The 13721-nt window shown below is 65.8% G+C and carries 13 protein-coding genes; 9 read left to right on the top strand and 4 right to left on the bottom strand.

Annotation, left to right across the window (positions count from 1 at the left end; translation table 11 throughout):
- The first annotated feature begins 213 nt into the window (after window positions 1–213).
- A complete protein-coding gene (locus tag A3ES_RS0125885; RefSeq protein ID WP_020389754.1) occupies window positions 214–813 on the top strand; it encodes a hypothetical protein in 600 nt (199 codons plus the stop codon).
- Between the two features lie 13 nt (window positions 814–826).
- Here A3ES_RS0125885 and A3ES_RS0125880 read toward each other — a convergent pair whose 3' ends face one another.
- A complete protein-coding gene (locus A3ES_RS0125880; protein WP_020389753.1) occupies window positions 827–1408 on the bottom strand; it encodes a TetR/AcrR family transcriptional regulator in 582 nt (193 codons plus the stop codon).
- A 47-nt stretch (window positions 1409–1455) separates the two neighbouring features.
- Here A3ES_RS0125880 and A3ES_RS0125875 point away from each other — a divergent pair, with 47 nt between their 5' ends.
- The gene (locus A3ES_RS0125875) at window positions 1456–3873 is read left to right on the top strand and encodes a glycoside hydrolase family 3 protein (protein WP_020389752.1); all 2418 of its coding nucleotides are present in this window, start codon (window positions 1456–1458) and stop codon (window positions 3871–3873) included.
- A gap of 9 nt (window positions 3874–3882) precedes the next feature.
- On the opposite strand, the gene A3ES_RS0125870 is transcribed toward A3ES_RS0125875, so the two are convergent.
- A complete protein-coding gene (locus A3ES_RS0125870) occupies window positions 3883–4752 on the bottom strand; it encodes a FadR/GntR family transcriptional regulator (protein ID WP_020389751.1) in 870 nt (289 codons plus the stop codon).
- 53 nt (window positions 4753–4805) lie between these two features.
- Here A3ES_RS0125870 and A3ES_RS0125865 point away from each other — a divergent pair, with 53 nt between their 5' ends.
- The 5 genes from A3ES_RS0125865 to A3ES_RS51560 all read left to right on the top strand — a co-directional run bounded on the left by A3ES_RS0125865 (window position 4806) and on the right by A3ES_RS51560 (window position 9027).
- Window positions 4806–5390 (top strand): flavin reductase family protein, encoded by a 585-nt coding sequence (locus tag A3ES_RS0125865; RefSeq protein WP_202806590.1) that lies wholly within the window; start codon window positions 4806–4808, stop codon window positions 5388–5390.
- A 79-nt stretch (window positions 5391–5469) separates the two neighbouring features.
- Window positions 5470–6687: an acyl-CoA dehydrogenase family protein gene (locus A3ES_RS0125860; RefSeq protein WP_020389749.1), complete on the top strand. Its 1218-nt coding sequence runs from the start codon at window positions 5470–5472 to the stop codon at window positions 6685–6687.
- A gap of 35 nt (window positions 6688–6722) precedes the next feature.
- Window positions 6723–7595: a fumarylacetoacetate hydrolase family protein gene (locus A3ES_RS0125855; protein ID WP_020389748.1), complete on the top strand. Its 873-nt coding sequence runs from the start codon at window positions 6723–6725 to the stop codon at window positions 7593–7595.
- A 29-nt stretch (window positions 7596–7624) separates the two neighbouring features.
- Window positions 7625–8557: a VOC family protein gene (locus A3ES_RS0125850; protein WP_020389747.1), complete on the top strand. Its 933-nt coding sequence runs from the start codon at window positions 7625–7627 to the stop codon at window positions 8555–8557.
- Between the two features lie 29 nt (window positions 8558–8586).
- Window positions 8587–9027, top strand: a complete 441-nt coding sequence (locus A3ES_RS51560) for a nuclear transport factor 2 family protein (protein WP_083933695.1) — start codon at window positions 8587–8589, stop codon at window positions 9025–9027.
- Between the two features lie 113 nt (window positions 9028–9140).
- Here the strand turns inward: A3ES_RS51560 and A3ES_RS0125840 are convergent, their stop codons facing one another.
- Both A3ES_RS0125840 and A3ES_RS0125835 read right to left on the bottom strand, forming a co-directional pair.
- On the bottom strand, window positions 9141–10025 hold the full coding sequence (locus A3ES_RS0125840; protein ID WP_237745051.1) for a GTP-binding protein LepA: 885 nt from the start codon (window positions 10023–10025) through the stop codon (window positions 9141–9143).
- 123 nt (window positions 10026–10148) lie between these two features.
- Entirely contained in the window at window positions 10149–12380 is a 2232-nt protein-coding gene (locus A3ES_RS0125835; protein ID WP_237745050.1) for an MMPL family transporter, read from the bottom strand.
- A gap of 422 nt (window positions 12381–12802) precedes the next feature.
- Here A3ES_RS0125835 and A3ES_RS0125830 point away from each other — a divergent pair, with 422 nt between their 5' ends.
- Together A3ES_RS0125830 and A3ES_RS0125825 are read left to right on the top strand one after the other, a co-directional pair.
- Window positions 12803–13240 (top strand): MarR family winged helix-turn-helix transcriptional regulator, encoded by a 438-nt coding sequence (locus A3ES_RS0125830; protein ID WP_020389743.1) that lies wholly within the window; start codon window positions 12803–12805, stop codon window positions 13238–13240.
- 101 nt (window positions 13241–13341) lie between these two features.
- Window positions 13342–13683: a mycoredoxin gene (locus A3ES_RS0125825; RefSeq protein ID WP_337587771.1), complete on the top strand. Its 342-nt coding sequence runs from the start codon at window positions 13342–13344 to the stop codon at window positions 13681–13683.
- The last annotated feature ends 38 nt before the right edge of the window (window positions 13684–13721 follow it).

Here is a 13721-nt window from a genome sequence, read left to right as displayed (position 1 = left end):
CCGGCCCCGATACCCCGACACGCCGAGGGAAGCGTTTGCTGGCCGGGGACGGGTATGCGCGGGTGTCCGGCCCCCCCCGGCCTTGCGCCCAGGGGTGGCGCCATCGTCACCCTCTCGGCCGCCACGCGAACCCACCAGATCGAATTGATCAGAGACTCCTCGAGGTGATCGCTTCGGTCGGCGTCTAAGTGATCCCGTCGTACTGTCGTTGCCGTGCTGACCGACCCGAACTACCGCGTCCCGTCCCCGCCGTACGCCGCTGACGGCATCGCCTGGCTGCGGGCGTCCGTCGCTCGCTTCAGCAACGGTGCAACCCATGAACGCCGACGTGCGCACGCCGTGACCGAATTGGCTGCCATCGACCCGGATGCCCTGCGAGCGTTGGCATTCCGACGCGGTACCGGCCCGGTGGAGGTGCTGGCCGAAGCGCTCGGACTGCCCGTCACCGTCGCTGAGGACATCGCCGTGATCGCGAAGTCCTACCAGCCGCACACCGCGATCACTCCGGCGGCGGATCAGGCCGTCGACCGCCTTGTCCGGACCCTCGGTGCCTATGACGAGAAGACGGCCAACCGAATCGCCCTGCTCGTCCAGGCATGTGACGCGACCGCCGCCCTGGTCGCCAACACCCTCGCAGACCGCACCGGCCCGCCGGTGCTCAAGACCCGGCGAGTGGCCGCGGACGGCGCGACAGTGGAGATCGACCTGACCGAGTTGCCGTTCGGCGCGGGCCCGCACGCCTGCCCCGGCCGGCTCCACGCACTCGCCCTCGCGGACGGCCTCGTCCAAGCAGCGCGCGCCAGGTCCAAGTAGCGCTGAGGCGCTGTCAAGTGCGCGAAGTGGGCCGCAGTAGCTGGATCAGGTGGTCCAGTAGGTCCCCTGGCTGGTCCAGTAGCCGGAACTGTGACTGGATCTGCAGTCCGTCGGACAAGGCGATCAGCAAGGTGGCGATCTTCTCCGGGTCGGCCGCCGTGCTGATCGTTCCGTCCGTCTGCCGATCCTGAATGGCTTCGGCCAGCGCCTCGCGCAGGTGCTGATAGCGCTCCACGAAGTACTCGTGCGCGCCATGCTGCGGATCGCCGGCCTCCGCCGAGAAGGTCGAGTACAGCTGGACGAGACCCGGGACGTCCGCGTTGTGCCGGACGATGGCGGCGAGTTTGCCGACCGCATCGGACTCGTCGCTCAGTCGCGCCGTGTCGGCCTCGTCGCGCGCTCGCAGTACCTCCTCGAAGAGCTTCTCCTTCGACCCGAAGTAGTGCAGCAGGCCCGCCTCGCTCAGCCCGACGGCACTCGCCAACTCACGCGTCGACGTCCTGCGGTAGCCCTGTCTGGCGATCACTTCGAGAGCCTTGGTCAGGATCTCCTCGCGCTTGGCGACGCCCTTCGCGTACGGGCCTCTCTTTGCCATATTTCAAAACCTAGCATCACTTGGTTTTCGCGCGTACAGTGACACGCATGAGCCCGACACCTGCTGAATTCGTCGCCTTGGCCGGTCGCCTCACGCTCGAGGAGAAGGTTCAGCTCCTCACCGGTCAGGATTTCTGGTCGACTCACCCGCTTCCTGCTGTCGGGCTGCGGTCGATGGTGTTGTCCGACGGCCCGAGCGGCGTCCGCGGACCGGTCTGGGACGAGCGCGATCCATCGCTCAACCTTCCGTCCGCGACCGCGCTGTCGTCGTCCTGGGATCTCGCCGTCGCCCACCGGTACGGCGTGGTGTCAGCGCTCGAAGCCCGCCGCAAAGGCGTCGACGTCGTACTCGGCCCGACCATCAACCTGCACCGATCACCCCTCGGCGGACGTCACTTCGAGGCGTTCAGCGAGGACCCGGTCCTGACCGCCGAGCTCGCTGCCGCCTACGTGGCCGGCGTACAGGAACTCGGCGTCGGCGCGACCCCCAAGCACTACGTCGCGAACGACTTCGAGACCGACCGCTTCACCGCCGACGTCGTCGTGAGTGAGCGCGCGCTACGCGAGGTGTACCTGCTGGCCTTCGAGAAGGCGGTCGTCGAGTCGAAGGCATGGCTGGTGATGAGTGCGTACAACTCGATCAACGGCGCGACCGCGTCGGAGAACGAGTTGCTCGAGACTCCGCTGAACAGCGAGTGGGGCTTCGACGGCGTCGTCGTCAGCGACTGGACCGCCGTACGCAGCGTGCAGAGCGCGAACCACTCGCAGGACCTGGAGATGCCGGGCCCGATCGGGGCTTGGGGGGACGCGTTGGTCGAGGCGGTGCGGTCGGGTGAGGTCAAGGAGGAGGCGATCGACCGGAAGGTACTGCGCCTGCTCGCGCTGGCCGCCCGGGTCGGCGCGCTCGAAGGGTTCGAGAAGCCGGCCCAGATTCCCCAGCTCGATACCGTCGCGTTCGCCCGCGCCGCGGCGGCCGAAGGCTCGGTCCTGTTGCGGAATGCCGACGAGCTGCCCTGGACCGCCACCACACTCCAGCGGGTCGCGGTCATCGGCCACAACGCGCGCGACGCGCGGACCCAGGGCGGCGGCAGCGCGACCGTCATCCCATCGTCCGTGGTCTCACCGCTCGACGGACTGCGTGCGGCTCTACCTGATGCCGAGGTGACGTACTCGATCGGCGCGGTCGTCCAAGAAGGTGTCGCCGAGCTGCCGCTGTCGACGATGACCAATCCGGCGACCGGCCGGCCTGGCGCCCGGGCACGCTTCCTGGCCGAGGACGGCGCCGAGCTGTTCGCCGAGGACCGCTTCTCCAGCGCGCTGGTGTACCTCGGCGGGAGCGCGCCGATCGCCGACACGTCGGTCTTCGAGTTCCGTACGACGTACACGCCGGCTGAGTCAGGGTCAATGCTGCTCGGGTTCGCCTCGGTCGGCCAGGGCCGCATCTTTGCCGACGGCAAGCTTCTGCGTGAGGGCGTGGCCGTACCGGTCGGCTCGGACCTCGGCGCCGCACTGCTGTCGCCGCCGTCCATCTCGACTCCGCTCGACGTGATCGCCGGCCGGCCGGTCGACTTCCGCGTGGAACTCGAACTGCCGACCTGGGAAGGCGGTCTCGGCAACGCCTTCAGTATCACCGTCGGCGTCGAGCCGGACCGGTCGAACCCGCAGGCGCTGATCGACGAGGCCGTCGCGGCCGCGCGGGCCGCGGAGGTCGCGGTCGTGGTGGTCGGCACCAACTCCAAGGTCGAATCCGAGGGCCACGACCGGACCACGCTCGCGCTGCCCGGTCGCCAGGACGATCTGGTCCGGGCTGTGGTCGCGGCCAATCCCCGCACGGTCGTGGTCGTCAACTCAGGCTCGCCCGTCCAGCTGCCCTGGCGTGGCGAAGTAGCCGCACTCCTGGTCACCTACTTCGGTGGCCAGGAGTACGGCCATGCACTGGCCGACGTACTGCTCGGCATCGTCGAGCCCGGTGGGCGTCTCCCCACCACGTGGCCGCGCGAGGAAGCCGACGTACCGGTCATCGACGTCACGCCACAGGACGGCACTGTCCGGTACGACGAAGGCGTCCACATCGGCTATCGCGCTTGGCTCCGCGCCGGGACCGAACCGGCGTTCGAGTTCGGGCACGGGCTCGGTTACACCACCTGGTCGCTGTCCGACCTCCGTGCCTCCGAGACCTCTGCCGCGGTGACCGTCCAGAACACTGGTGATCGATCCGGCAAGCACGTCGTCCAGGTGTACGCCGAACGCCCCGAAAGCACAGTGGATCGGCCGGTCCGCTGGCTGGCCGGCTTCGCCGTCGTACGCCTGGATGCAGGTGAGACCAGCCAGCTCACCGTCCCTCTGCACAACCGCACCTTCGAGCATTGGGACAACGCCTGGACCACCGAGCCCGGCACCTTCACCCTCCGAGCCGGCTCGTCGGTGTCAGACCTCCCACTGTCGACCGAGCTTCAGGTCGGGTAGCTGCCCAGGTCAGGCCGGCGGGGGAGCGAGGAGTTGCTGACGCAAAGCTTCGTCGTCGAGGTCTTCGATGGGGGATGCAGACTGGGTGAGTGTGCTCGGGGGCGCATTGGTGATGTTGTGTTCGGCGATCAGGCGCAGGGCGCGGTCTCGGTCGTGGTCGGCCAGTGCGTCGACGATGGCGACGTGGAGAGCATGCCGGGCAGCGATGTACTCGGGCAGCGGCTGTTCGCTGGTCGGCAGTACCGCGAGGGTGTGGGATTCGATCTGGTCGAGCAGATTCACGTAGAGCGATCGGAGCATCGGGTTCGGACTGACTGCGGCGATGCGCGCGTGCAGAGACCAGTTCGCTCGGATGAACCCGATTGGGTCCTGTTGGCCCACTGCCGCAGCCATGTCGGCCAGGATTTCGCGCATCGCGGCGATGTCGGCAGGCGAGGCATGCCACAACGCATCCTCGATCAGCAGGGGATCGAGGGCGTCGCGAATGCGGACCGCCTCAATGACCGGCGTCTGCCCGGCGTCCAAAGCGAGTACCGAGTTGCCTAGTCGCACCATCGGGGACTGAGCTGCGACGAAGACGCCACCACCAGGCCCCGGACGCACCGTCACCACGCCGCGTGACTGCGCAATCCGCACAGCCTCGTTGAAAGTTCCGACCGAGACGTTGCACCGACCCCGTAGTTCCTCCTTGGAACCCAGCCGATCGCCGGGCTGGGCCGTCTCGGCGATCGCGATGAGTTGGGCGGCCGTGGCTTCGCCGCGAGACAGCCGCGGAGCCGGCCTGACATCAGATGCCGGGTGACGCCAGTCCTGGGGTCGAAGTGCGGGTACGTCGAGGCCGTTGTCCTCGACCATGTCATCCCCTTCCGTCAGCAGCACAGCGTTCAGAATTCCACATAAACAATATAGTGGAAACCCCTTGACAGCCAGTGGTGGCCACCCGCACCATCAACTTAATTGACATATCGGCTTCGTGCAGACGAGAGGTGGCCATGATCGACCAGCAACAGTTTCGCGAGTTGATGTCGGGCGTGTGCGCTCCGGTCACGGTGGTCACGACCATCTTCGATGACATCCCCTTCGGGATGACGGTGAGTTCGTTCGCCTCGTTGTCACTGGAGCCGCCACTTGTCAGCCTCGCTGTGGACCGTGCTTCCTCACTGCTCACGCCGATCCAGCAGGCCGGGCGGTTCGCGGTGAACATCCTCAGCCATGCTCAAGACGAGCTTGCGATGGTCTTCGCCCGCCGCGACGTCGACCGCTTCGGCGTTGCGGACTGGTATCTGGAGGCCGGACTTCCGAGACTGATCGACGCTCCCAGCTGGGTGGAGTGCGACCTCTACCGAACCGTGGAGGCCGGCGACCACCTTCTGCTGCTCGGCCTGGTGCGCTCCGCCAAGCGCAGCCCTGACGTGGCGCCACTGATCTACGCGAACCGGACCTTCGGTACCCACTCTCGCTTCGCCGAGCGACCACGTCCGGCCATCGCCGACCTCATCGCCGCATGCACCCGCTGACAACCCGACTCAGGCATTCCCGTGATCAGCCGTTGCCAGATCAGGCATCACGCCTCGACGTCGCAAAGGAGACAAACTCATGACCGCTGTGACCGCCGACCCGAGCGCAAATGGCACTGGGGACAGCCCCACCTCGCGCGAGCTGCTCGCCCGCATCGCAGAACTGCAGCCGATGATCCGCAAGAACGCGGCGCAGGGCGAAGAGGATCGCCGGGTTGTCGAGGAGAGCATCCAAGCCTGCCGTGACGCCGGCCTGTTCAAGGTCGCGCAACCCAAGCGGTACGGCGGTTACGAGACCTCGATGCGCACCATGCTCGACGTCTCGGCAGCCGTCGGCGAGGCCGACGGTGGCACTGCCTGGGTTGTCGCCCTACTCAACGTGTGTGCATGGCTGACCGGCACCTTCCCCGAGCAGGCACAGGACGACGTTTGGGCCCAGGACCCCGACGCGCTGGTGTCGGGCGTCCTCACCCCGTCGGCCGAGACCCGCAAGGTCGATGGCGGGCATCAGATCACCGGCCGCTGGTTCTGGAACTCGGGCTCATACCATGCCTCGTGGGCGGTGCTCGGCATCCCGATCACCAACGATGTGGGCGAGGTCGTCGACCAGGGCTTGGCTCTGGTCCCGCGTGCCGACCTCGACTTCGAAGAGACATGGTTCGTCGCTGGCATGAAGTCCACCGGCAGCAACTGCCTGATCGCCAAGGACGTCTTCGTTCCCGACCATCGCGTGATCTCGGTGCCACAGTCGATCGAGGGTACATACGCCACCGAGCACTCCGAAGAGACTTTGTACCGGTCGCCGTTTGTGCCTCTCCTCGCCCTCGTCCTGACCGGGGCGCAGCTTGGCCTGGGCCGCGCGGCTCTGGACATCGTCCGAAAGAACGCCGCCAGGAAGCCGATCTCCTACACCTTCTACACGGTGCAGGCCGACTCGGTTGCCTTCCAGCTCCAGTTGGCCGAAGCCGCCATGATGATCGACACCGCCCACCTGCACGCCTACCGCGCGGCCGACGACATTGATCAGGCCGCCGCACGCGGCGAGTACCCGGACTACCTCTCCCGCGCCCGCGTTCGGGCCGACACCGGCTGGACCGTCGAGCACATCACCAAGGCAATCGACATCCTGCTCTCCGCGCACGGAGCGGGCAGTTTCGCCGACGCCAACCCGCTGCAGCGCATTTGGCGCGACTCCGCGGTCGCGGCCCGCCATGCGGTGGCGACGCCAGTGATCGGTTACGAGGTCTACGGCAAGGCACTGCTTGACCGCGACGACCACATCACGCCGCTCGTCTGACCCTCCACCTACACCCTCAACCCGGAGTCGCCAGTATGCGCGTAGCCAACCTGCAAGGTCGTCTCGTTGTCATCGCTGGCGATCCCGGACACGAACTGGCCTTCGATGTCGAGAAAGGTAGCAATGGCCGGTTCGGTGCTGACCCACAGCGTGTCTACGAAGACTGGGCGGCCTTCACTGGTTGGGCTGTCACCGCCGAGTGGGAGAACGGGGTCCAGTTCTCGGCCGAGGACCTCGGATCTCCGGCGCCCACGCCGAGGCAAGTTTTCGCGATCGGACTGAACTACAGCGAGCATGCCGCCGAATCCGGTTTTGATGCCCCCACCTCGGCGCCGCCCGTGTTCACGAAGTTCCCCAGCTGCATCACCGGACCTCATGGAGTCATCGAGATCCCCCAGGGTGGGCACGTTGACTGGGAGGTCGAGCTCGTCGCCGTAATCGGCCAATACGCCCACCATGTCCCCGCTGGGTCCGCGTTCGACTACATCGCGGGATACTCGGTGGGACAGGACATCTCCGAGCGACTGCTGCAGATGGCAGCAACACCGCCGCAGTTCAGCATGGGCAAGTCACTTCCTCGTTTCGGCCCCATCGGTCCTTGGCTGGTGACCCTGGACGAGTTCGCCGATCCTGATGACCTCGAGCTGGGATGTGAGATCAACGGGGAGCCGGTGCAGCGCAGCCGTACTGGCGAACTGATCTTCTCCGTGTCCGCGCTCGTCGCCAACCTCTCGGCCAGCACTCCGCTGCTGCCTGGGGACGTCATCTTCACCGGCACGCCCTCCGGCGTCGGATTGGGTCGAGACTCGCAGCGATGGCTCGGCGACGGTGACGTGCTCACCAGTCACATCGAGGGCATCGGCGAGCTGCGGCACCGCTTCGTCGTCGCCGCCCCGCCCATCGCCTGAACCGCACCTCTCAGAAGGAGAGAACCTCGATGGCCCTGCACCGCTTGACCTCCATCACCATGGGCGTCCCCAATGTGGACGAGGTTGCCGCCTACTACCAGGAGTTCGGGCTTGTTCCCGACGATTCATCCGACGACGGACTCTGGTTCACTACTCGCGACGGTGGACGACAGCTGCGCATCGTCCATGCCCCAACCCGCCGACTGGTCGACCTCCACGTAGGTGTCGATGACGACGACGACCTCGGTCGCGCCGCGCACAATCTGCAGCTCATCGGCGTCGCCGTAAATCGGGGCCCGCGTTCGATCAGCGCAATCGAGAAGGCCACGGGCACCCGCGCGGTCCTCGAAATCGCGCCGCGGTTCACGCAGGACACCCAACCCGCCACGCCGTACAACGGCCCTGGACGCTACGAGCGCAACGGCGCGCGAGCTCCCGGAGTCCTGCGCAATGATCGGGTGATGCCTCGAAAGCTAGGCCACGCCGTCCTTGGCTCGACGGATCACGCAATCACCGAGGCCTTCTTCGTCCAGGGTCTGGGCTTCAGGATCAGTGACCGCATCAAGGGCGCCGGCACTTTCCTGCGCTGCTCTACCGATCATCACAACATCCTCGTACTTTCCGCGCCGGTGTCCTTCCTGCACCACACTTCCTGGCAGGTCGACGACATCGACGACGTCGGTCGAGGCGCGTACGCCATGCTCGAGGACAACCCCGAACGCCACATCTGGGGGCTCGGCCGTCACTACGGCGGCTCCAACTTCTTCTGGTACCTGAAGGATCCCGCAGGCAACTTCAGCGAGTACTACTCCGACATGGACTGCATCGTCGATGACCAGCTCTGGACACCGGAAGACCTCGAAGGCGCACAAGGCCTCTTCTCCTGGGGACCGCCGCCCCCACCGTCCTTCCTCCACCCAGAGGACCTCGCAGCCCTGATGACCGGCACGCACTCTGCTTGACAGAGGGCGCATCGCATACCCACTAGTGCATGAGGAGATCGCAAGTGAACGAGGCGATGGCTCGGCTGCTCCCCGAAGCCGCCGTTACCGAAGCAATTCTCACACTCGAGGCAAGGCGAGTACGAGCGATGCTCGAGGCTGATGTCGACCAACTCGCCGAGCTCATCGACGACGCGTGCGTGTACATCCACGGCTCGGGCGCGTGTGACTCGAAAGAGTCCTACCTTGCCCAGCTGCGCAGCGGTGCCCTGGTCTACCGGGCGATCTACGTCAGCGAGCGAGATGTCACTGTTCACGACGGGTGCGCACTCGCTACATTCCACTTGGCCGCGAGCATCGCGGTCGCCGGCGAGCTGCGCGATCTGAACTCTCGTTGCTCAGCGGTCTGGTCTCTTGATGAGCCGCGCAAACTACTCCTCTTCCAGTCCACGCCCCAGGCCGTGTCTGCCTCCCAGTTCGGGAGAACCTGATGGGCGATCGCCAATCAGGCACAGCAGCACGGATGCACAGCATCGAATATCTCCCGAACAGATTCATGGCAACTCCCTCGACCGAGGTTGTTCAGGTAGCCGGCCCTGGCCCGCTACCTGTGCAAATGCGGCAGGTGCGCCCGCTCGCGGGCTAGGTCGACGGCCTCGCGGAGCGCGCGGGTGACGTAGTCGGGGGCCTTTAGACCGCGTTTACGCGCCCACAGCAGTTCCACCTCGACTCGACAGATCTGGTCGGCGAAGTCGTTGGTGTCGTAGGCGATCCCGAGGCTGGCAAGCACGTCACCGAAGTCAGCTTTCTGGCTGTTGTTGTTCGCGCCCACCGGAGCGAACGAGATGCCGCGCATCAACCGGACCAGCCAGCGTTGCCACCCTGCGAGTTGGGACCATAGGGCTCGCGCGGCCAGTTGGTAGTAGGCGTAGTGGCCGGGCTCCTGCCGCTTGATCTGGCCGATCACCGTGTGCGCGATAGCGGTCTCGCCCATCTCGAGCGTGCCGCGGTGGAGCAGGTTGTAGGCGAGTACGGCCGACCGCTCGGTTGCCATGCCGGTCAGGTAGTAGAGCATCCGGCAGACGTCCTGGAACGCGCCGATGTGGGACAGCGCACCCAAGATGCGAAGCTTGGCGCCGATCGAGTCGAGATCCGTCTCGGCAGGCCTGCGCCCCAATTCGACCTGCAGCCGATCGAGGATCAGTCCGTGCTGGATCTCCTGGGGCTGCCAGACGTCGGCGTAGAAGTGCCGGTCGAGCTCGGGCGGGTTCGGGATCATCGTGATCAGCTCGAGGACATTGCGGTCCACCTCGAGCTCGACCCGGGCCATGTAGTCGAGCACGTGCCCGAAGCGCGCTTCGAACTCCCGAGGCCGGCGGACGCCAAAGTCCACTGAGTCCAGCGGGATCGGCGGGTGGTCCTCGGCCAGCTTTGCGACGTGTTCGGTCAGCCGGAGTTCGGCCAACGGGGCGTATGCGCGACGTGACACGGTAAAGGTTTCCTTTCTGGATGTGGTGGATGCGGTCGTGCCCGGCCGGGCTCGCCTGATCCAGGCGAGCCCGGCTCCTCTATCGTGCGCCGACCGTCCTTCTGCGGAATGACCTCGAAGGGGTTAAGGTGCGGAGGCGGACACGGGCTCCTTCGCAGGTGCGGGATGCTTGCCCGCCGGTTCCCGGCTCAGACTCTCGCCCTCGATGTCGACCCGTGGCAGGATCTTGTCGAGCCAGCGAGGCAGCCACCAGGCGCGGTGGCCGAGCAGGGCGAGCACGGCCGGGACGATGGCCATCCGGACCACCAACGCGTCCAGCATGACCGCCGCTGCGAGGCCGAAGCCGATCATCTTGATGAAGGGGTCGACTTCAAAGATGAACCCGGCGAAGACCGCCATCATGATGAGCGCAGCCGCGACCACGACGCGGGCGCTGTGTCGGAACCCGGTCTCGATCGCCTGCCGCGGAGCCTCACCGTGGACGTACGCCTCGCGCATCCGTGAGACCAGGAACACCTCGTAATCCATTGCCAACCCGAACACGACCCCGATAATGAAGATCGGTACCGCGCTCATGATGGGGCCTGTCTGCTCGACCCCCAGCAGGCTGGCCGCGATGCCCTCCTGGAAGACCAGGACCATCGCACCCAGCGCGGCCACCACGGAGAGCAGGAACCCCAAGGCCGCCTTGATCGGGATCAGAATCGAACGGAACACCAGCAGCAACAGCAGTACCGCGAGCCCGACCACGGTGGCCAGGTACGGCAGCAGGGCGCCCGAGAGCTTCGATGCCAGGTCGATGTTGATCGCGGTGGTCCCTGTCACCTGGAACGTCGCCCCGGTTCCTTCGGTGAACCCGGAACGCGAGTCACGCAGGTTGCGCACCAGGGCCTTGGTCGCCTCGTCGGTGGGGCTGGTCGATGGGACCGCGTCGAAGAGTGCCGTGTTCCCGGCCTCGTTGAACATCGGCGGCGACACCGAGACCACACCGTCCATCCCAGCAATGTTCTGGGCGATCGTGGCCGCAGCCTTCTTCGGGTCGGTAGCGGTGCTGGCATCGACCACGATCATGAGCGGACCGTTGAAGCCCGGACCGAAAGCGGTGGCAAGCTCGTCGTAGGCACGACGCTCGGTGGTCGTGGTCGGCTTGGATTCTTCTCCCGGCATGCCCAACTTCAGGGACAGGGCGGGGATCGCGAGTGCCGCGAGCGCCACCACACCGAGGGTCAGTACTGCGATCGGGCGGCGAAGCACAAGTCGTGCCCAGCGCACACCACCCGGGGTTCGCCCGCCGGCATTGCCGGTCCGGTTCTCGTCCTGCCCGGCAACGGCCTCCGCGCCGGTTGCGGTGTCGCGCTGGGCATCGGCGTCGGCTGCTTGACGAGCGTTTCGGCGAGCTGTTCGAGACAGCACCTTGTCGGGTACGAACCCGATGACCGCCGGCACCAGCGTCAGCGCAACCAGAACAGCAATGATTACCGCGCCAACCGCTGTCAGTCCCATCTTGGTCAGCAGCGGAATACCGACCACCCACAGGCCCGCCAGGGCGATGACAACCGTCAGACCAGCGAAGGCCACGGCAGATCCGGCCGTGCCGACTGCAAGGGGTACTGCGTCGATCGCAGACAGGCCCCGCGCCCGTTCCTCGCGGTACCGCGAGACCACGAACAGGGCGTAATCGATCCCCACCGCGAGGCCCAGCATCAATGCCAGCGTCCCCGTGGCCGTCGACAAACCAAAGGCCTCACTGAACGCCAAGGTCAACATCAGGCTCACCGCGACGCCAAGCACCGCGGTCAGCAAGGTTAGACCCGCACCAACGAGGGATCCGAAGGTGATCACCAAGATCACTGCGGCCAACGCGATCGCAATGATCTCGGCAGTGCCGCCCCCCGTAGATGTCTCCATCGCCGACCCGCCGGCTTCGACCGTCAGGCCGGCGTCCCTGGCGACGTCGCCAGCAGTGTTGATATTCTTACGAGTCTCAGCGGTCACCTCGCTTGCCGGCACGGTGAAGTCCATAGTCGCGTACACGGCAGAACCGTCTTTACTGACGGCACCCTCTTGGAACGGGTCGGCGACCTTCTCCACCTGGCCGCCAACGGCCAGTTGCTTGACCGCCGAATCAACAGCGGCCTTGAAGGGTGCCGAAGTCACCTTTTTGCCGTCTGGCGCCACGAACACCACCCTGGCGTCAGCAGCGCCGACGATCAACCCAGGAAACCGCTCCTGCATCTTGTCCATCGCCCGTTGGGACTCCACGCCAGGCACGGAGAAATCGCCAGCAGGAGCTGCGGGAGCTGACAACCCGGCGAAGAGTGCTCCGGCCAGGATCGCGAGCCATGCCAGGACCACCGGACCACGGCGCCTGAAGGCGAACCGACCAATCCGAGCCAATATCGTTGCCACAGGAGATCTCCATCTCAGAGGGATTAAGTGACTCAACCGTCCCAGCGGCGGCCGCACGTGTCGTCCTGCGCTCGACGGCAACCGGCTACTCAATCCGGACCCATTCACCGTTCCGCCACTACTGCTACAGCAGTACCGCGCGGCGCAAAGTGGGCGGAATCATCGCTCGTAGCCGATGGCAACGACAGCTACCGCCGCGCCGGCCGAGGTGCCCGGCCGCCGCCTAGTTGTCCACAGCAACGACTGCTATACCCTCGCCGGTGTTGTCGCCACGGCTGTCACTGGGCCCAGCCAGGCGTGCGAGGCCCGGCTACGCGTAGACCTACCGCACGGTGGAACTGCCGAGCACGTGTGTCAAACTACCTGATATGGGTGACGAAGAAGATCAGCCGCTGGGCTTCCTGCTGTATCAGGTGATGGCGGCGCTGCGTCCGCAGGTGACCGCGGAGCTCCAACCGCTCGGCATCGGGTTACCGGAGTTCGTGTGTCTGCGCAATCTGTGGATGTTTCCGTCCCAATCGAACGCCGAACTGGCCCGCCATGCAGGGGTATCGCCGCAGGCGATGAACAAGGTGGTGCGGGACCTGCAGGAAATGGGCGCGATCGCGCGACCGGCTACGGTGCCGGCAGGCAGAAGTCTGCCGGCCATGCTGACGTCCAAAGGCAAGGCCTTGCTCAAGCGAGCCGAAGCGGCCGTACGAGTCGCCGACGAGCGACTCATGGTACAGCTCACGTCGGCTCAGCGTCGCGAACTCAAGCAGCTTCTGCACGCGGTTGATTCGTACAAAGTCAACGGTGCAACGTAGCCGGGCCCCTCGTGAGGGGCTGCTGCACAACAGTAGGCGAACTGCGTCCGGTGGTCGACGAAACAGCCTATATCAGCTAGGTTGATATATTGGACGGGGCCATGATCGTTGCGCGGAGCGCGGCGATTGTTCGCATCCAACCGATTCGTCGACCGAAAGTGAGACAGCTCGTGCACGAGGAGCGCACCGCCGTGGCTGCAACCGACGTGATCATGTACTCGACAACCTGGTGTGGGTACTGCCGCCGTCTCAAGACAGCGATGGACGACGCCGGCATCACCTACGCTGTGGTCGATATCGAAGAAGACCCGGATGCGGCCGAGTTCGTCGGCCGGGTCAACAACGGCAACCATATGGTTCCACTGGTGAAGTTCCAGGACGGCTCTACGGTGACCAATCCCAGCCTGGTCCAGATCAAGCAGGTACTCGCGACCATCAGTTGATCCGCCCGCACTGCTGTGGCGCGGACAGGTGGGTGGGT

It is taken from the genome of Kribbella catacumbae DSM 19601, assembly GCF_000372465.1.
Classification (GTDB): Bacteria; Actinomycetota; Actinomycetes; order Propionibacteriales; family Kribbellaceae; genus Kribbella; species Kribbella catacumbae.
The sequence above is the reverse complement of the archived record's forward strand: the minus strand, read 5'-3'. Positions and strand labels throughout refer to the sequence as shown.